This is a genomic window from Acinetobacter sp. ANC 4204, from assembly GCF_002135205.1.
Classification (GTDB): domain Bacteria; phylum Pseudomonadota; class Gammaproteobacteria; order Pseudomonadales; family Moraxellaceae; genus Acinetobacter.
In genome coordinates, this window is sequence record NZ_NEFZ01000010.1 from 1 (window position 1) to 17,199 (window position 17,199).

21 protein-coding genes and 1 pseudogene are annotated in these 17,199 nt (G+C 39.2%); 9 read left to right on the forward strand and 13 right to left on the reverse strand.

Going from position 1 to position 17,199, the window contains the following annotated elements:
• A pseudogene (locus B9T36_RS19110) lies at positions 1–197 on the forward strand (IS30 family transposase); the annotation flags it as partial.
• Here B9T36_RS19110 and B9T36_RS16250 read toward each other — a convergent pair.
• Genes B9T36_RS16250 through B9T36_RS16260 form a run of 3 tightly spaced genes read right to left on the reverse strand, consistent with a single transcriptional unit; the run spans position 194 to position 1,594 of the window.
• On the reverse strand, positions 194–541 hold the full coding sequence (locus tag B9T36_RS16250) for an alpha/beta fold hydrolase (RefSeq protein ID WP_086210495.1): 348 nt from the start codon (positions 539–541) through the stop codon (positions 194–196). The pseudogene B9T36_RS19110 and the gene B9T36_RS16250 sit on opposite strands and share 4 nt — an antisense overlap.
• 34 nt (positions 542–575) lie before the next feature.
• Positions 576–887, reverse strand: a complete 312-nt coding sequence (locus B9T36_RS16255) for an AzlD family protein (protein ID WP_086210496.1) — start codon at positions 885–887, stop codon at positions 576–578.
• Positions 884–1,594 carry an AzlC family ABC transporter permease gene (locus B9T36_RS16260; protein WP_086210497.1) on the reverse strand — a complete coding sequence of 237 codons (711 nt, stop codon included), beginning with the start codon at positions 1,592–1,594 and terminating at the stop codon, positions 884–886. Before B9T36_RS16260 ends, B9T36_RS16255 begins: the two co-directional genes overlap by 4 nt.
• Positions 1,595–1,776: 182 nt before the next feature.
• Between B9T36_RS16260 and B9T36_RS16265 the strand changes: the two genes are divergently transcribed.
• Positions 1,777–2,646, forward strand: coding sequence for a LysR family transcriptional regulator (locus B9T36_RS16265; RefSeq protein WP_086210498.1), 870 nt, complete (start codon positions 1,777–1,779; stop codon positions 2,644–2,646).
• Positions 2,647–2,851: 205 nt separating this feature from the next.
• On the opposite strand, the gene B9T36_RS19115 is transcribed toward B9T36_RS16265, so the two are convergent.
• The 3 genes from B9T36_RS19115 to B9T36_RS16275 form a co-directional block, all read right to left on the reverse strand.
• Complete coding sequence (locus B9T36_RS19115; RefSeq protein ID WP_162900281.1) at positions 2,852–3,022, reverse strand: hypothetical protein; 171 nt, start codon at positions 3,020–3,022, stop codon at positions 2,852–2,854.
• Between the two features lie 18 nt (positions 3,023–3,040).
• Positions 3,041–3,331: a carboxymuconolactone decarboxylase family protein gene (locus B9T36_RS16270; protein ID WP_086210499.1), complete on the reverse strand. Its 291-nt coding sequence runs from the start codon at positions 3,329–3,331 to the stop codon at positions 3,041–3,043.
• Between the two features lie 108 nt (positions 3,332–3,439).
• Positions 3,440–4,336, reverse strand: a complete 897-nt coding sequence (locus B9T36_RS16275; protein ID WP_086210500.1) for a bile acid:sodium symporter family protein — start codon at positions 4,334–4,336, stop codon at positions 3,440–3,442.
• A gap of 292 nt (positions 4,337–4,628) precedes the next feature.
• On the opposite strand from B9T36_RS16275, the gene B9T36_RS16280 reads away from it, so the two are divergent.
• The gene (locus B9T36_RS16280) at positions 4,629–5,672 is read left to right on the forward strand and encodes an AraC family transcriptional regulator (protein WP_086210501.1); all 1,044 of its coding nucleotides are present in this window, start codon (positions 4,629–4,631) and stop codon (positions 5,670–5,672) included.
• 135 nt (positions 5,673–5,807) lie between these two features.
• Here the strand turns inward: B9T36_RS16280 and B9T36_RS16285 are convergent, their stop codons facing one another.
• The 5 genes from B9T36_RS16285 to B9T36_RS16305 form a co-directional block, all read right to left on the reverse strand.
• Positions 5,808–7,022, reverse strand: coding sequence for an OmpP1/FadL family transporter (locus B9T36_RS16285; RefSeq protein ID WP_086210502.1), 1,215 nt, complete (start codon positions 7,020–7,022; stop codon positions 5,808–5,810).
• 300 nt (positions 7,023–7,322) lie between these two features.
• Positions 7,323–8,153: an MBL fold metallo-hydrolase gene (locus tag B9T36_RS16290; RefSeq protein ID WP_086210503.1), complete on the reverse strand. Its 831-nt coding sequence runs from the start codon at positions 8,151–8,153 to the stop codon at positions 7,323–7,325.
• Between the two features lie 152 nt (positions 8,154–8,305).
• Entirely contained in the window at positions 8,306–9,274 is a 969-nt protein-coding gene (locus tag B9T36_RS16295; RefSeq protein ID WP_086210652.1) for a quinone oxidoreductase family protein, read from the reverse strand.
• A 28-nt stretch (positions 9,275–9,302) separates the two neighbouring features.
• Entirely contained in the window at positions 9,303–9,824 is a 522-nt protein-coding gene (locus tag B9T36_RS16300; RefSeq protein WP_086210504.1) for a VOC family protein, read from the reverse strand.
• 70 nt (positions 9,825–9,894) lie between these two features.
• Positions 9,895–10,215: an SCP2 sterol-binding domain-containing protein gene (locus B9T36_RS16305; RefSeq protein WP_086210505.1), complete on the reverse strand. Its 321-nt coding sequence runs from the start codon at positions 10,213–10,215 to the stop codon at positions 9,895–9,897.
• 203 nt (positions 10,216–10,418) lie between these two features.
• Between B9T36_RS16305 and B9T36_RS16310 the strand changes: the two genes are divergently transcribed.
• A complete protein-coding gene (locus B9T36_RS16310; protein WP_086210506.1) occupies positions 10,419–11,462 on the forward strand; it encodes an AraC family transcriptional regulator in 1,044 nt (347 codons plus the stop codon).
• Between the two features lie 390 nt (positions 11,463–11,852).
• On the opposite strand, the gene B9T36_RS16315 is transcribed toward B9T36_RS16310, so the two are convergent.
• On the reverse strand, positions 11,853–12,926 hold the full coding sequence (locus B9T36_RS16315; protein WP_086210507.1) for a hypothetical protein: 1,074 nt from the start codon (positions 12,924–12,926) through the stop codon (positions 11,853–11,855).
• Positions 12,927–12,968: 42 nt separating this feature from the next.
• Positions 12,969–13,490: an ester cyclase gene (locus tag B9T36_RS16320; RefSeq protein WP_086210508.1), complete on the reverse strand. Its 522-nt coding sequence runs from the start codon at positions 13,488–13,490 to the stop codon at positions 12,969–12,971.
• 294 nt (positions 13,491–13,784) lie between these two features.
• Here B9T36_RS16320 and B9T36_RS16325 point away from each other — a divergent pair, with 294 nt between their 5' ends.
• From B9T36_RS16325 to B9T36_RS16345, 5 genes are all read left to right on the forward strand, one after another.
• Complete coding sequence (locus B9T36_RS16325; protein WP_086210509.1) at positions 13,785–14,354, forward strand: TetR/AcrR family transcriptional regulator; 570 nt, start codon at positions 13,785–13,787, stop codon at positions 14,352–14,354.
• A gap of 65 nt (positions 14,355–14,419) precedes the next feature.
• Entirely contained in the window at positions 14,420–15,103 is a 684-nt protein-coding gene (locus tag B9T36_RS16330; RefSeq protein WP_086210653.1) for an NAD-dependent epimerase/dehydratase family protein, read from the forward strand.
• A 36-nt stretch (positions 15,104–15,139) separates the two neighbouring features.
• Positions 15,140–16,003, forward strand: coding sequence for an SDR family oxidoreductase (locus B9T36_RS16335; protein ID WP_086210510.1), 864 nt, complete (start codon positions 15,140–15,142; stop codon positions 16,001–16,003).
• A gap of 34 nt (positions 16,004–16,037) precedes the next feature.
• Entirely contained in the window at positions 16,038–16,859 is an 822-nt protein-coding gene (locus B9T36_RS16340; RefSeq protein ID WP_171264494.1) for a metallophosphoesterase, read from the forward strand.
• Positions 16,846–17,139, forward strand: a complete 294-nt coding sequence (locus tag B9T36_RS16345; protein ID WP_086210512.1) for a hypothetical protein — start codon at positions 16,846–16,848, stop codon at positions 17,137–17,139. Before B9T36_RS16340 ends, B9T36_RS16345 begins: the two co-directional genes overlap by 14 nt.
• Positions 17,140–17,199 lie beyond the last annotated feature (60 nt).

A 17,199-nucleotide genomic window follows, 5' to 3' on the forward strand; every position in this document is an offset into this window, starting at 1 on the left:
GAGGCACGAATGAAAATACAAATGGTTTAATCAGACAATACATTAAAAAAGGCAGTAATTTAAATGCCTATACGGATGAATATATCTCAGAAATCACTCAACGTTTGAATCATCGCCCAAGAAAAAGACTCAGCTTTAAAAGTCCGAGTCAGGTATTATGGCAACAACATGGTGTTGCACTTCAAATGCTAATCTAAGTTTCTTTTGAACTCAGTTTAATCACCATCATTTTCTGCTGTCTTTGCTGTGCTGTATCAGAACGTAGTGAGGATGCAATGAGAATCAATGCAGAAACTTGCTCTGGAAACTGCTCCGCTATAGACCTTGCAACATAGCCACCTAAAGAAAAACCGATCAAGATAAATTTTGGAGGTAAAGAGCGGATCATATATTGAGCAATTTCTGGGATGGAATTTCCATGCGATAAATTGGCTCGAATCAATTGCCATTCTGAGGGCAGCTCTTGCACAAAGTCATCCCATAAAGATTGATCTAACATAAAGCCCGGAATCAAAACCACAGCTAAAGATTGTTTTATCATTGGCCTATTCATTTCTGAGGATGTTTTAAAACAACTAAAAATATTGACGAAATAACGCTGCGGCGATGATGCCAGAGGCAATTGCAAGCAATGGCTTTTTCACCACCAACATCACAACAAGCGTCGTTAATAAGGCCAATCGCGCGCCATTATCGCCCTCAACAGCAATCGGAGCTAAAAGTGCGACCAGTACAGAGCCTGACATTGCAGTAATAAACCGTTGAGCAGTATCAGTGATGGGGACATAAGACATAATAAATACGCCACCCCAACGTGTAACAAGTGTGACGAGGGCCATAATTGCGATGATGGTCAACGGATATGCTGTACTTAGCTCTATATTCATATTTTTTTCTCTTTCCAAAGCAAACCAATAACACCACCTGCGAGTGCGCCAATAACCACATGACTATTTTTCGGCAAATACCAATAAGCCAATAGTGAAATACAAGCAGATGCAGCCCAAATCAACACCATGCGTAGATCTTTTTTTCCACCTACAACCATTGCCAATAAGAAGCAAGACATAACCATATCAAGCCCAAAAGCATTTGGATTTTGAATGCTATGCCCAAAATACAAGCCAAGCCATGTACCTATAATCCATGCGACCCAAAGTGCTAAACCTCCGCCAAATAACAATCCAAAACCAGATTGACCTCGGCTAAAGGCTTGTAAAGATAAAGCCCAGTTTGCATCCGAGATCACAAGCAGAACACCGTATCTTTTCATTGGAGAAAGATGGCGTAACCACGGGTAAAGAGAAGCCCCCATTAAAAGATGACGTGCATTAATAAAGAAAACGGTAATCATCAACGGAAACAATGATATTTGTTCGCCCCATAATTCCAAAGTTGCAAATTGGGAAGCGCCTGCAAAAACCAAGGCGCTCATTAACATACTGGAATCGTTACTTAAACCTGTATGTGTCGAGGCCAATCCAAAGGCTGCACCAAAAATCACAACGAAAAGTGAAATAGGCAATAAGCTTTTAAAGCCAGACCAAACATCTGAAGTGTTTAGGCTATATATCTCTTGGGTTGTATTAGACAAAGCTATTTCCTTTTCATTATCAGTCGTATGTCTCAAGTTAGGGCGTGAGTAGCAGAGTGGCATCAATACAACTTGATACTTTGTAAGACTTGATCTGTTGTAAATTATGCACTTAGAAAGAGAAAAAGAAAAACGCATAAAACTTAAGTATACTATTTGAAAATCGAATAGGTGGGGCGGTCTTGAACTTAAAAGATTTGCAGATTGACTGGTTAAAGTGCTTTGTCACAGTGGTTGATATGGGAACGTTGTCTCATGCCGCTCCTGAGCTTTATCGTTCACAGTCGGCGGTAAGTATGCAGCTCAAAAAACTAGAAGATGCGCTACAGTGTCAACTTCTCATCAGGTCCCATCGACAGATTGAATTGACCGCTGAAGGGCAGCTTCTTTTAGGTTATGCAAGACGGATTTTGGATTTACATCATGAAACGCAACAAGCTTTTCATAAAGATGAGCTAGTGGGGCGAATTCGACTGGGGGTCCCTGATGATTATGCTGCGCAATATCTCACACCTGTATTAAAGCGCTTTGCACCACGATATGGAGGCGTTGAAATCGAACTCTATTGTGAACAATCCACTTCTTTGATTCCGCGTGTGGATAGTGGAGACTTGGATTTAGCCTTGATTTCTCGTGATGATCCTCGGCAGGGTACTTTGCTGTTCCACGAACCAATGGTCTGGGTCGGCTCACCACAATTTGATATTTGGAAAAATGACCCGCTACCTATAGCTGTTTATGAAAGTGCTAGTCTAGCTAAACACAGTGCAATTCATTCACTCGCTTTACAGGGACGTCGTTATAAGGTGGTTTATCACAGTTCTAGCTTAGTGGGGCAGATCGCTGCTGTTGAAAGTGGTTTGGCTGTTGCTGTCCTGACCAAATGTAGCGTGCCATCTCATTTAGATATTTTAGGTGCGGAACAGGGTTTAGGGCCTTTGGAGCCGATGGAAGTATCGGTCTATCGTAGTCGTATCTCACAGGGCTCTAAAGCCGTAGATCACCTTTATGAGCTTTTAATTAAAACCTTGCGACAATCAACGGCCTATTAAAAAGTTTGACATTATATTTGAAAGAAAAAAGTATATGAATAGGTTAAATGTCTATATGTATTTTCAATATTTTGAGTGTATACAGATCCCTATAGATATTCATGATGTTGGGTTTTAGTATCCACTTGAGTTAAAAGCAGTTTGTTAATGCAGTGTTAAAATACACTTTTAACTTACGTGGATACTGATATAAATACTCGCAGTCTTATTCAGGCTGAACACCACAGGTATTAATGGTCATTGCTACCATGACGTAATGACCAACCAACATACAAAATTCAACAACTTGGTCATCATTAAAGTATTTTTTGAGCTGCTGAAATTGTGTGTTATTTAAAGTTTTATCCGTGAGTAAAGCATCTACACTGTTGATCATCGTAGCGAGTTTGTCATCTCATAATTCAGAATGATCTAGCGTAATAGATTCAACAATACGATTTTTAATACCGAGTTCTGCTGCAAAATGGGTATGGTGTTTCCATTCATAAGAGCACTCTAGTTTCCAAGCAATTCTAAGGACAATCAGCTCTTTATCAACACGACCAATATTTCCTTTAAATAAAATACTTTTCATAAAAAAAAGATAATTGGGAAATAGTTTATCTAAACGAGCCAGTACGCCAAACACATTCAGCGGCACTTTAGATTTGGCACCATATTGCGTGACTTTAAGAAAAACCTTCATACATTTGGCGATGACATAACCTTGAAATAAAATGTGTTTATTTCAAGGTTCAGTGATATGAAGTTAACTTTAAGTACTCATGTTCGTGTCTATAGTAAACTGCAGTTTTTATAAGGTATCCCGAGCTACAACTGAATTAACCAGCTTTTGACGTTTGTCTTTATATTTGAAGATAAATCCAACTGCAAAAGCAAAAAAAATCATAATCACTGAATACACTGCAGCAGGGATGGCAATAGTGGTACTGCCGAGTACCGAGATCGCAATAGTTAAAGCGACTGCGCTGTTATGAATACCAATTTCAAAAGCACATGCTCGAGCTTCTGCTTCATTCATCTTAAATATTTTAGGAATAAAATAGCCGATGGTTAAGCTGATCGCACAGAATAGTGCACAGACTAATCCAACATCAGCAAAATAGCTGGCGATATTTGCCTTTTCTTTGAGTAATGCACCAATACAGATAACCACGAGAAACGTCACCGAAAAGTATTTTACGAAACTTTCCATTTTCTTGGCAAAATGTGGTTTTTTTGCACGAATAATCATACCGATAACCAAAGGCAGTAAGATCAGTAGAAAAACTTGGATCAGTTTATCTAGTTGAATTCCAACAGTGGTGTCATCTTGCATAAAATAGGTCAGTGATAAGGTTGCAACTATAGGTAAAGTAAAGGCTGCAATCACCGAATTAAAAGCAGTCAGTGTGATATTCAGTGCAATATCACCTTTGAAGAGATAGCTGAATAAATTGGCAGTACTCCCGCCAGGTGAGGCTGCTAAAATCATCAGACCAACAGCGAGTAGTGGTTTGAGCTGAAAAAGTTTGGCTAGACAAAAGGCAATCGTAATAAGAAGTACCAGCTGGCAAAACAGTGCAATGAGTACATTTTTAGGGTTGTTTTTAACACGTTTAAAGTCTTGTAGCGTGACTTCAAAACCCAAGCCCATCATGATAATAATCAGGGCAATCGGCATACCGATGGTGATAAATGCTGAATCCATAGCAAGCTTCCTTCATAGCGCGTGTTATTCAATTTTGAGTGTCTAAGGGATGGAATCGTTTACAGCGTTGCTGAGCAATTTTTTTTAAATGAATATTTTTTTGCTGTGTTACGACGCTTTTCTTAAACACGTTTGATCACACTTAATATCAAGCAGTCGAGGAAAATACTTTGGTAGAAAAGTGCCAAAAAAATGTACAAACGTGACAATTTTGCTATGATGAATATTGCCTATAGTGATCAATATATAAATGAAAAAATTGAAATAATTATTCTATAGGTCGGAGTTAAAAATGGATTTTGACGACAAGAGCATGTCTGCTCCAATTATTCCTGTACATTTGCCTGCTGCATTTGTGCGTATGACTATGTCACGCGGCTTTTCAGCCACAGCTATCTTAGAACATTCAGGTATACATATTGATGATTTAGAGTCTATTGATACGTATTTCACCTTAAAACAAATTGCAGTCATTGTTCAAAACGCACTCAATTTAACCAATGATCCAGCGATTTCTGTCTCATTTAGTCAGCATATTCGGTTATCACATTTTGGTTCTTTTGGTATCGCACTGATGTCAGCACCGACCTTAAAAGATGCCTTTTTAGTATGTAATCGTTTTAGTACATTGATAGATCCAACAATACATTTCTCGTATGAAATTAAAGACCGAATGGTCTGCATTCGTTTTGGGAAGCAGATTCCACTTGGCTTAACCTATTACTATACGCAAGAAGCACTTTGCCTTTCAATCATTCGGATTTTAGGGGATTTATTAGAACATGAATTGCCACAGCTCAAGATTGAACTCGATTATGAAAAACCTAAATATGCTGAAAAGTTTAGTTTCTTAAATGCTCCAATTAGTTGGAATAAGCAGCACTGTGCCATTTATTTTAATGTCAATGTGCTTGATGAGAAGCTTCCGGGTGCTGACTTTCCTGCCTTTCAAAAGGCTATAAAGATGTGTGAAGCAGAGCAAAATCTATTTAAACAACACGGGGAAAACTGGCTGATTAAATTAAAACTGTTGGTTTTACAAAATTTACAGCAGCCTTTGACAGCTGAAGAAATGGCAGAACGGCTGCATTTATCTAGACGGACTTTCTTTAGAAAGTTAGCTGAGCATGATACGACTTATGATGCATTGGTGTCAGCTTCGCGTGCTGAAGTGGCAAAGGATTATTTACTCCATAAAAAAATCACACTCATCGAGCTGTCCAATCATTTAGGCTATAACGATGTATCGAACTTTACCAAGGCGTTTAAGCGTTGGTTTGGTATGCCACCGAAGCAATGGCAACAGGCTCAGTTACAGCGTTTAAAAGTGACTTAGTTTAAAAAAAGCGATCAAGTGATCGCTTTTTTATAATCATGTTATGGCTATGTTTTATAACAAAGGTTGAAGTTAATTCATCCAGTTTTTGATATAAAAGTAGTCCATTTCAATAGACTGACAGTATTTATGTGCTTAAAAACGGTAACCTATTTTTAAGCCATAACCCCATGCATCATTGTCTTTATAAATTGCATCATAATTGTCTGTACCAAAATCAAAACCTGACTGTGCTTTGGCATCTCCAAGCATAAAATATTTCAAACCCAAAGAAATATCATAATTGGGTGCAGGTGCATATTTTGCACCCAGTCCAATACTCCAATATCCCTCGGTTGGACCTAGTGTTGTCACAGGGTTACCCGCGCCACTGTCCCAGCCGAGTGAGACAGAACCTGACCAATGTGTATTGAATTTACGCCCTATACCAATATTGGCTGCGTATTGGTCATCACTATATGCCGCAAGATCAACAGCTTTTCCTGTGAGTTGCGTGGTGAGCTGTGCAAGACGTTCAGGGGAAATTCGAAACTTCGACCATTCCACCCAGCGAAAATTGGCGAAAGCGACTGTATCTTGCATAATGCCAGATTGCAGATCAATATTCACAGACTGCGGTGTGGTGACGGTTGACTCCAATGTTGTTGTACCCAAATTGACATAACCCAGAGCTGGATTGGTCGGATTTAAAATCTGTACAGATTCAGTCATGTCAATGTCATGATCAATTTCAGAACGATAGGTCACCGCAGCCTGTAAGGCAATTTCAGGAATACTGTAAGCAAAACCTGCGAGCCAGCCTACACCATCTGTTTCTGGTGCATTCATGTCATATTTAATCCAGTTATAACCGGCACCTCTTAAACGACTATTGCCTTTGGTGGTTTGCAGTACAGGTCCTGCATAGACGTTGAAGTGTTCATTGGGTTGATAGCCGAGAATCGTACTTAAACTTTGTGTGACTACTTCAGATTCAGATTTTTCAGTGCCTTGAGTGTATGCTGGATAGTCTTTAATAGGGTAGCCTGCGTCTGCACCAAATGGATGGTCATATAAAAAGCCTATAGAAAAATGGTCTGTTAATTGGAATTTTAAAGCTGCACTAGGGAATGCGTAACTATTTGCAATATCACCAGTTTCCATATTGGCTGCTGTCGTTAGCCCCCCTTTACTAAAATCAGGTTTAATTTTTCCAGAAACATTTGGATCGAGTACGGAATAACCTGCTTCAAAATAATTACCTTTTTGTAAGAAGGGTAAAATAGACTGACCCGAACGATCTATTGCTGCGGCATATAGCTGCCCTGTAGATAAGTAAATGATTGAAAATGCAACGATGCGTATTTTCATTTTAAAATCCTTTTGTACTGTTGTTTGAACTGAGCATCTGTGCTCTGTACGTCTATTTTTATTAAATTTAAGGATTGAAAATGGTATAAATGTGCCAATCTTTTGGTGAATTGGTGTCATCTCATCGGCTAGAGCAAATCATTGCTTCTATTTGGAAAAAGCAAAATATGAGAAAAGAGAAACATTAGAAAAACGAGATATTAGAAAAATGAAATAGCATGGACGGATACAACAAAGCCTATGTGTTGAAGACATAGGCTTTATAGTTATTGCATGATTGAGGTGGTGAGCAGTACTACATTAGTTTTCATTTATTTGATAACGTTCGAGTTCTACAGGATCATGTGCACAGAAAAATTCAATCTCATCGCTATGTTGTGCTTTAAGTGTTTTGAGCTTTTCTAAGCTATTGTGTCGTGCTTGGGGTATGGCTTGTACCATCCGCTCAAAAAACTTGAGTCCTGTTGGCATATGGTCAGTTTCATCTAATTGGCTATGGTGGTAATAGGCATCACCACAATGCAATAACCATTTGCCCGAGTCTTGTGGCACGGCTATACCAACATGACCTTTGGTATGCCCAATAAGTGGGATGATAAAGATATTGAGCTTGAGCGTCTCCTCTAATGAAATCGCATCCAGTCCAAACCATTGACTATTGGTTTGCTTATAGACTTGCCAATTGGGTGTAGGCTTAAATTGATTAAACCTAAAGCGTAATTTGTCTTTCCATGTGGGTTGGGTAATTTGCTCAAGTTCAGGCTGATAGACATGGACTTTGGCTTGAGGAAAATCGGAAAATCCACCTGCATGATCCAAATCTAAATGGGTTGGAAATAAATCAGTTACATCGGCAGGGTCATAACCAAGTTGCTTGATTTGTTCAAATGCGGTTTCTTGTGGATCGAGTTTCGGTTTAAAACTTTTCTGAAAGGTTTTTCCAAGACGTTGGTCACGATGTTGGATGTCTTGTAAGCCGATCCCTGTATCAACCATCATCAAACGGTTGTCATGTTCGATCAAAAGGCAATGACAAACCAATTTACCCGGTTCGGTATATGAGCCTTGTCCATTGATCAGTTTGGCGCATAGTGGACACATTGTCCCACAATTTAAATGATGTATTTTCATGCTGTTCTCGTAGCTGGTTTTTTCATGAGTAGGCTTTTTATAGATGATTTTCTCACAGATGGACTTTTCATGTCGTGAATTTAAACCCAAAGGGGTAAATAGGTTTTTTCAAAACACGTCATATTCAGGGGAAATGACGCGTGATGGAATGATTACAGCGTCAACACAATTTTTCCAAAATGCTGATTTTTCTTCATTTTGTCGAAGGCATCATTAAACTGCTCAAATGGATACACTGCATCAATCGGCATTTTGATTTGACCTTCTGTCAAAGCGGGAATGAGTGCATCTTTCGCTTTCTGGATGACTTCTGCAATTTCATCTGGATTACGTGTACGGAAACTCACACCTTTGTAATTGATCCGACGCATTGAATGCTGATCAAAATCAACTTCACCTGTTTCACCCGCCATACGTCCGACATTGACAATGGTTCCAGCGATCTTTGTAATGGACATGGTGGCGTTAAATAAAGGGCCTGCCAAAAAGTCGATCACCAGATCTGCACCTTTGCGTTTCGTGAGTTTGAGGACCTGTTTGGCCCAGTCTTCATCTTTGGTATTTACTGTTGCATCGGCACCAAATTCAGCCAGCTTTTCAAGTTTATCGACTGTGGTTGATGTGCCAATCACTTGTTTTGCACCTAAATACTTAGCCACTTGCATTGCCATCAAACCCACAGCCGAGCTTGCACCGACAACCAGTACATGATCGTCTGCTTGCAACTGTCCATTGGTCACAATGGCATCATGTGTGGTTTGTAAGGCAACAGGTAAAGTGGCTGCTTGCTCAAAACTCAGATTATCGGGAATGGGATAAATCCATGCTGCATTGGCTAAAGTATATTCAGAAAATGCGCCAGGGCCTGCACCCATGACACGGTCACCGACTTGCCATTGTTGAACCGCTTTACCTACTTCAACGATCTCGCCAGCCCATTCTACACCGACAGGAAAGCCGAGTCCGCCGACAAAGCCATGTGTTGCACCCGTTAACATATTTAAATCTGCCCGATTTAGCGCACAGGCTTTGATTTGAACTAGAACATGATTTGGCATGACTTGAGGTTTTTCTAACTCACCTAAAACTGCGCCGTGTTCACCTGATAATATGGATTTCATCATAGACCTCGAACTATAGACCTTGGATTTAAAGTTTACGAATCGGTTTGCTACCGTTCCAGCCGATGGATGCCTTTTTGATATAGTCAAATATCTGTTTTTTACTGCCTGCCAACTCAGAAATTTCTAATGCAGTACCGATAACATGTTCAGTATCAAAATACGCCATCCGACCTTGTGGCCCACCAATTTGGCCTTCGTGCACAATGCTAAAGCCTTGATCCTGAAGGTGTTGATACATGGCATCATAGTCTTCGGTCCAATACGCAATATGTTGAAAGCCTTCACGACCTGAATTTAAGAAATCCTGATACATCGACGGTACATCATTGGTTTGCTGGATCAACTCGATCTGTACATCGCCTGAATTGGCCAGTGCAACTTTCATTTCAATATCATGCGGTTGACCTTTGTATTTGAAATTGTCCAACATGGCATTTTCCACATAGAACCAAGGGCCAACGCCCAACTTGATCCATTCATCCATGGCTTTTTCGATGTCTTTGACGATGTAACCGTTTTGGCAAACTGGACCTAAATCTTTACTCATGGGAATTTCCTTTTCTAAATTGAATTGAATCGGGCAAATGTATTTGCCCTTAACAGACTAAATTCGAGTTTTAAGCCAGTTTTGATGCATCAAAATAATCGCTAATTTCTTTCGCCAACATGATGTCGCCATCAATTTTTAATTTGCCACTCATAAAGGCCATTGCACCTGAAATTTTGCCCGTGATCAGTTCAATGAACACCTCATCACTGGTGGTTAGTACAACATCGGCATCAGCATTTTCACCTTGCTGAATGTCACAAGTGCCATCATTAATTTGAATCACGTAAGGGGCAGAAAGCTGTAGCTGCAGAATGCATTCAACACCATCTGTATTTTCTGGGTTTAATGCAGTTGGCAGTTGATTTAAGATGAAATCATTGATATTCATGGTCTAATCCTTTAATGAATAATGTAAAAGCGTTTAGGTTTGTATTTAGACTCATCTTCAAATGTATTTTCATCGTTTGGATTTAAAGTTGAGTGCTGAGCTGACTATAGGGCACAATGCAAAAAGGGTATTGACGTGAAATGGAATTCATTGACCTGAGATTTTGAAATGATGTCTCAGTCGAGATATGGATACGTGGGAAAATGATGCAAGATATTGATCCTGTACAGAAAAAGTATAGTGTTGCCGTGCACTATATGCGTTTGCTTTTCGACTATTTACAGCGAAAAAATTATCCTGTATCGCAGTTTTTAGCGGAAATTAATCTCGCACCAGATCTGTTTGATCGACCCAATGATCGTGTCGATTTTCAGACCTTCAATCAGGCCTGTCATTTATTACAAGACAAATTTAAACAGCCTAACCTTGGAATTACGCTCGGGCAGTTGGTGACGACAGGACACTTAGGCCCACACGGTTTTGCACTCATGACTTGTGCAAATGCACGTGAAGTCATGCAACAAAATATCCATTATTCTGCGCTCACTATTGATGCGGGCAGCAATATTTTTGAACGGCATGGGAAAGAATATATCCGCTACTGGAAAAGTAATTTGTCAGGTGATCAGCCTTTAGGAAAACTGCAAGATGAATTACATCAAGCTTCTTATGTGACTTTATCTCGTCAGCTGTTTAATCGGCAGGATTTGAGCCCACTTTGGGTCTCTTTTCAGCATGAACAGCCTGAAGATATCAGTGAATATAATGCGCTGTTTCGTTGCCCACTGATTTTTAATGCCAAAGATACAGCGATTGGTTTTCATGAGGACTTTTTAGATTATCCATTACCAAGCTCGAATGAGTCGGTGCATCTGGTCATGAGTGATTTGAGACAGCAACTTTTAAAGCAATTGGGTAATCATCTCGAACCCTCTTGGTTAGCAGTCGCACGTAAAGCGATTATTGAATCGTTTCAGTTAGGTGGCTTGACCTTTGACGAGCTGGCACAGCAGACAGATTTTACAGTGGACGAACTTAAAACAGAGATGCTTCGGCATCATCTGAACTTTAGGCATTTTGTAGATGAAATCCGTCAAAGCCTTGCGATGAGCTATGTGAGGAACCCACAACTCAGTTTAGTGGAGATTGCGTTCTTACTGGGTTTTTCAGAACAAAGTGCTTTTCAGCGCGCCTTTAAACGTTGGACGGGCAAAACCCCAAAAGAATATCGAAGTTTTAATACATAACCTGAGTTCGATATAAAAATCTTGATAAAACATGATACTCGGAAACGTCATCCGCAACTGTTTGAGGCAGGACTATTTCTATAAGGTATTGTTTCTGCGACTGATTAAATATATTGCTGGCGGTTGACGAGTTTTGCGGTTGACAATGGTTTTGCCCTTACGCCATACATGGCTCATCCCGAAAGAAAAGTAGGGCTAGCCGCAGGCTGATCCTAAAATTGGGTAAAAACGCAGCAAGACTCCGCATGATTTTATTGTTTTTTCAATAGGTTAAAGATATAGTTGCGTCTAACTCACGTTACATAATGTATTTTAGAATAAAAAAAATCGCTTGAAGCTCAAGGGTCTTCAAACGATATAAAAAGCATAAGCGAGATAAAAAATAAATGATTAAATCACTAATGTCCCAAATTGAAGTGCACCTAAAATTTCCGTTTGCTTAAGTCCAGGGAAAAGCCAATAGGGCGTAGATTCACTGCTACATGCACAACTTGGAAATGCAGGATTAGTTTTTAATGGGCCAGCGATGGTTTTTTCCATGACCATGGAAATATATTGATCATTACTGCCTTCTTGGGTATTTCCGTTCAGAATCACTTCTACACCTGTGCTTTCGGCATAGTCTCGAATCGCTTTGATTTTTGAACTTTTCGGCTCATAAGCATCTAAACTGATGCCATTTTCAGAAGAAACAAAAATCTGCTGATCGACTTTTGCAACCAAAGAATGATTACCTTCGGTATGTCCGGGCGTGTGAACCAAGGCTAAACCTTCACCCAAAGCCAGACTTTTCTTAAATGTAATGACTTTATTTGCATCAATTCCTTCAACGGCATTTGGACAATACCAGTCCGATTGCACAGGAAGTAAGCCTTGAACACAGTTCCATTCTTTTTCATGCACCAGTAATTTTGCATTTGGAAAATAGGCAGGCTGATCCTTTGTACCGAGCCATTTACGAAGTTCTTGGGTGTGCAAATGATCATAACTAATATAATCCACTTGTTCAGGCTTAATTTTGAGTCTTTCTAGCGTTTGCTCAACAGAGGTGTATTGTGGAGCAAAGACTTTTGAGGCACTTTCGGGTAATGAACCTGCAAGTCGTTCAAAAAATGGCGTTTTACGATTATTCACTACATCAGTAGGTGAGAACAATAAAACTCTCAGTTGCCCATGAAAGTCTTTGTATTGAATCACGAACAAACGGTTGAGCAAATGTAAAAAAGGGAAGGTCAAAGACTTTTGTGCAAACACACCAGTGTAACCATACCAAGTTGGATAGGGTGCTCGAACCAAATCAATACTTTGATAATATTGTACATCTGCCTGCTGCATGAGTTTTTGACGAAACTTTAACGATGCTGTTCTGACATTTTCCAAGCGTTGTTTAGGCGAAGGCGCATTACGAGTACCATCAAAATCCGAAATTTCCTGCATGCCTAAGGGTTTGAATAGATCTGCCATCAATTTTATCCTTTATTCAATATTACAGTGATCTATGTATTATTAACGCTTCGCTTTCGTGATTTTGCTTAAGTCTTTCATGTCGTGTAGTAGACCCGATGCTGCTTTGTAGAACTGCAAAATACCTTTGGGTGATTTGAGGTTAAAGCCTTTAAAGAGCTGTTTGATAATGCTTAAAGTATCGAAATAAATACGCTCACACACCAACTCTTCACCTTCAAAAATAAAGAAAGCACACATACGCACACGGAACGAATTTCCTGTAGGAGGTACAGAACCTAAATAACCTTTGTGTGTACCTAATAGCCAAAATTCACAAATCACAGCATCTTCGGTATGACGTAGTGCGATTAACTCGTGATGTTGGTCGGGAAATGCTTTACGTGAGGTACGATGATAATTTAGTACATCATCACGACCATCATGTACCGCACCGGTTGCAATCAGTTCATAGTGTGGATGAGGGAAGGTGTGTAACACAGCATCAAAATCCTGTTTGACTTCATCGGCAAAGTGATCCAGTACCAGTTTTTCGCGAAAATCCATTAATTTTTGATCTAACATATTGGCATCCATTCATATGGGCTAAGGTTAGTTTTCAATGTAATGAGATCTGCTCTATTGAGATGGTAGTGGCGTGTCATATTTATGGTGAATAAGTGCCAAATTTCATGAGGTGTTTAAGGGGTGCAAGGATCGAGCTACGCGATATAGGCAAAAGTCATTGTTTTAAAACATAAATAAAATATGCTTATACAGCATATAAATGACCAACTATAGAAAAGTTAAAAAATATTTGACTTCATTTTAAATTATATTAATAATTGAGTGAGTACTTAATTATTTTATTCTGTTGATATGGCACGTCCTTTAAGTGAAGAAAAACGTCAAGCGATTTTAGATGCAGCGACTAATTTGATTGCAGAGCAAGGTCTCAGCGTATCCACAGCAAAAATTGCGAAGCTAGCCAATGTCTCTGAAGGTACGATTTTTACGTATTTTCAAAATAAAGATGAGCTCATTAATCAATTGTATCTGAGTCTCAAACAACAGTTACGCTCAGCGCTCATCTTGCCTGAACAGTCTGTTGAGTTACGTGAGCAGGTTCAAGTTGCTTGGCGAGCTTATATTTCTTGGGGATTGTCTAATCCTCATGGACAGCAGGTTTTAGCCACATTAAGCTTATCTTCTATTGTGACAGATACAACCAGAGCGATAGGTAATGATGCTTTCTGTGATATCAGCATTGTTCTTAAAAATGCGATGGCAGAGGGAGCGTTAAGTCATCAGTCTCCTGATTATGTCGGCGCAATCATGGTGACGATGGCGAATACCACGATGGAATTTATGAAACTTGATGTAAACAATGCTGAAGCGTTATTACGCGATGGCTTTGCTTCATTTTGGCGAGTGATTGCATATCAGTAATTTTTTTAGATATTAAATGAGTAATTAATCACTCATTTAATATGAATTTAAAAGGCAATAAATTTATGAAACTTATTATTTTGGGTGCAACAGGCATGGTCGGGAAGAGTGTATTGCGTGAAGCCTTACAGAAAGATGATATCGAAGCCGTTCTGGTGGTTGGGCGGCAAAGCTGTGGCATTGAGCATGCAAAACTAAAAGAGTTGTTGCTAAAAGATTTATTCCAAGTGACTGAAATACAAAATGAACTTATAGGATACGACGCGTGTATTTGGGCGATCGGGACAAGTTCTGTGGGTAAAAATGAAGCTGAATATGCCAAAGTTACCGAAGAGCTTACTGTATTTTGGGCTGAAAACTTAGTCCGAATCAATCCTCAATTTTCATTTTGCTATTGCTCTGCGGGTGGTGCAGGTGGTCGTGGTATGTGGGCACGATTACGTCAGCGTGTAGAACAAAAATTACAGAAGATGCCTTTTCAGCATGTAGGCGCTGTACGTCCAGGTTTTATTCGGGCAGGAAAAGGAATTTCGAGTAGAACACGAGCATATCAAATCGGTGTGGAGTTGATGAAACCTTTGAATCCTATTTTTCCATATCTGGTTCGATATTGCCCGTGGTTATTTACGACGTCGGAGATCTTGGGACAAGCCATGATTGGCATTGTACAAGGTCAAGCAGACCGTTTCATTCTTGAATCAAAAGACATCAACCAACTGGGACAACGTTTACTAAACAGCGCGGTTTAAAGCTTAATTTATATATTTTTATTTGGAGTTTCAAAAATGAAGCAAGATTTAATAGGCAAAATCATATTAGTTACAGGTGCGACTAATGGTATTGGCAAGGCAGCCACCACGGAATTTGCAAAACGTGGTGCATCTGTCACTTTAATTGGACGAGATCAAGAGAAAACAGAACAGATTGTAAACGAGCTTAAAGCTTCGACTGGTCATTCTCATTTGGATTATATTCTTTGCGATTTAACAAAGTTGGCTGACATTCGTCGTGCAGCAGAAGAGTTTAAATCTAGACATGATCGCCTCGATGTATTGGTAAATAATGCAGGGGTGACATTTAAGAAGCCAGTATTGGGTTCAGATGGTTATGAAATTACATTTGCATTAAATCATCTAGCCTATTTTCAAATGACTACGGCATTACTCGATTTAATTAGAAAAACACCCAATGCACGTGTGGTCAGCACTTCAAGTTCTATGCAGGCACGAGGAAAGTTAGACCTTGCTCAAACGCCTTATAACACAGAAGTTTCTGGGCCAAGAGCGTATGGAACTTCCAAGCTGGCAAATATTTTATTTACTAAAGAATTACAACGAAAGCTTGAGGGAACTTCGGCCGTTGCCAACTGTTTTGAGCCTGGCATGGTCAATACAAGTTTTGGTGCATTTGGTACAGATCAAGGTTGGTTCATCAATTTAGTTTACACCTTAGCACAGCCGTTTGCAGTTACTCCTGAACAAGGGGCTGATTCTTTGATTTGGCTTGCAACATCTGCTGAGGCAGCATCGTTAAAAGGACAATATATTTCGAAACGAAAAATTGCTAAGCCTGCTAAGCAAGCATTAGATGACCAGCTTGCTAGTGATCTATGGATTTTGAGTGAAGAACTCTGCGAAAAAGCCAAGTAATTTGAATTAAGAATCAAAGGGAGTCATGGTCATCATGCAATACATTCTTGTCATCGGAGTTCCGTTACTCTTCTTTATTGGCATTGCTGCATCTGCAATTTATGTGGATGCTAGATTAAGAACATCATTCGACCTAAACGCAAATAAGAAAACGGCGATGCTCGCTATTGCCGTCGTGACTATGCTGTTAATCATGATTATTTTAACTGCGACATCTGCAAGTAAAAATATGGGTTATTTTTATGTAGTCGGCGGTTATTTATTTACCTTTTATATTTTTCTATTATTGGTGTTGGTATTTTTTCACCTTTTAAAATTAGTTAAATTTCCAAGTAATCAAATAACAGGAATATTGTCGATCGTTTTTGCAATCATCATCACGGTAATTGGTGCGATCAATGCGCGTAGTTTTTCAATTACAAGCACTGAAATTAAGCTGAAAAATTTATCCAGCGATTTAAATGTTGTACAGCTTTCAGATATCCATTTGGGTCATCATCGTGGCGCTGATTATTTAAGTAAAATCGTGCAGGAAACCAATCAGCTCAAACCAGATTTTATTTTAATTACAGGTGATTTGGTTGATGCTGATGTTGCTTTGTCTGAAGATGAATTTAGACCATTAAACAAACTGCAAGCCCAGGTTTATTATGTTGGAGGCAATCATGAAAATGAAATTGACACCGACAAGACTTTGCAACTCATCCGTCAAAATGGAGTGAACATATTACACAATCAAAGTGTAGAGACGCATGGTGTTCAATTGATTGGTTTAAACTATATGAAAGCAGATGACAAAACCATTGATTTACATCCATCAAAAGCAAAGCATTCAGTCTGTCATGAATCAGCTTGATATTTCACAGCATCAGCCGACTATTTTGATGCTTCATAGTCCTGTTGGGATTGAGTATATTGCAGATAAAAAAATTGATTTAATGCTTGCAGGACATACACATGCAGGACAAGTTTTTCCAGCAACTTGGATTGTAAAATATGTTTTTCCATTTAATCAAGGATTATATCGAATCAAGGATACTCAAGTTTTCGTATCACAAGGTGCAGGAGCATTTATGTTACCTATTCGATTAGGGGCTAAAAATGAGATTAACTTTATTCAGTTAAAAGCTGAGTAAATGCCATGAATCAATAAATCTCTAACGATATTAATGGTTAGAGATTTATAAATGAAACTG

What these genes read in the sequence shown, in the direction of transcription:
- B9T36_RS16255 (WP_086210496.1), bottom strand. Translation starts at nt 887, where the DNA reads ATGAATATAGAGCTAAGTACAGCATATCCGTTGACCATCATCGCAATT.
- B9T36_RS16290 (WP_086210503.1), bottom strand. Translation starts at nt 8,153, where the DNA reads ATGAAAATACATCATTTAAATTGTGGGACAATGTGTCCACTATGCGCC.
- B9T36_RS16345 (WP_086210512.1), top strand. Translation starts at nt 16,846, where the DNA reads ATGAATCAGCTTGATATTTCACAGCATCAGCCGACTATTTTGATGCTT.
- B9T36_RS16305 (WP_086210505.1), bottom strand. Translation starts at nt 10,215, where the DNA reads ATGAATATCAATGATTTCATCTTAAATCAACTGCCAACTGCATTAAAC.
- B9T36_RS16310 (WP_086210506.1), top strand. Translation starts at nt 10,419, where the DNA reads ATGATGCAAGATATTGATCCTGTACAGAAAAAGTATAGTGTTGCCGTG.
- B9T36_RS19115 (WP_162900281.1), bottom strand. Translation starts at nt 3,022, where the DNA reads ATGATCAACAGTGTAGATGCTTTACTCACGGATAAAACTTTAAATAAC.
- B9T36_RS16300 (WP_086210504.1), bottom strand. Translation starts at nt 9,824, where the DNA reads ATGAGTAAAGATTTAGGTCCAGTTTGCCAAAACGGTTACATCGTCAAA.
- B9T36_RS16340 (WP_171264494.1), top strand. Translation starts at nt 16,038, where the DNA reads ATGCAATACATTCTTGTCATCGGAGTTCCGTTACTCTTCTTTATTGGC.
- B9T36_RS16280 (WP_086210501.1), top strand. Translation starts at nt 4,629, where the DNA reads ATGGATTTTGACGACAAGAGCATGTCTGCTCCAATTATTCCTGTACAT.
- B9T36_RS16335 (WP_086210510.1), top strand. Translation starts at nt 15,140, where the DNA reads ATGAAGCAAGATTTAATAGGCAAAATCATATTAGTTACAGGTGCGACT.
- B9T36_RS16270 (WP_086210499.1), bottom strand. Translation starts at nt 3,331, where the DNA reads ATGAAGGTTTTTCTTAAAGTCACGCAATATGGTGCCAAATCTAAAGTG.
- B9T36_RS16295 (WP_086210652.1), bottom strand. Translation starts at nt 9,274, where the DNA reads ATGAAATCCATATTATCAGGTGAACACGGCGCAGTTTTAGGTGAGTTA.
- B9T36_RS16250 (WP_086210495.1), bottom strand. Translation starts at nt 541, where the DNA reads ATGATAAAACAATCTTTAGCTGTGGTTTTGATTCCGGGCTTTATGTTA.
- B9T36_RS16315 (WP_086210507.1), bottom strand. Translation starts at nt 12,926, where the DNA reads ATGGCAGATCTATTCAAACCCTTAGGCATGCAGGAAATTTCGGATTTT.
- B9T36_RS16330 (WP_086210653.1), top strand. Translation starts at nt 14,420, where the DNA reads ATGAAACTTATTATTTTGGGTGCAACAGGCATGGTCGGGAAGAGTGTA.
- B9T36_RS16320 (WP_086210508.1), bottom strand. Translation starts at nt 13,490, where the DNA reads ATGTTAGATCAAAAATTAATGGATTTTCGCGAAAAACTGGTACTGGAT.
- B9T36_RS16275 (WP_086210500.1), bottom strand. Translation starts at nt 4,336, where the DNA reads ATGGATTCAGCATTTATCACCATCGGTATGCCGATTGCCCTGATTATT.
- B9T36_RS16325 (WP_086210509.1), top strand. Translation starts at nt 13,785, where the DNA reads ATGGCACGTCCTTTAAGTGAAGAAAAACGTCAAGCGATTTTAGATGCA.
- B9T36_RS16285 (WP_086210502.1), bottom strand. Translation starts at nt 7,022, where the DNA reads ATGAAAATACGCATCGTTGCATTTTCAATCATTTACTTATCTACAGGG.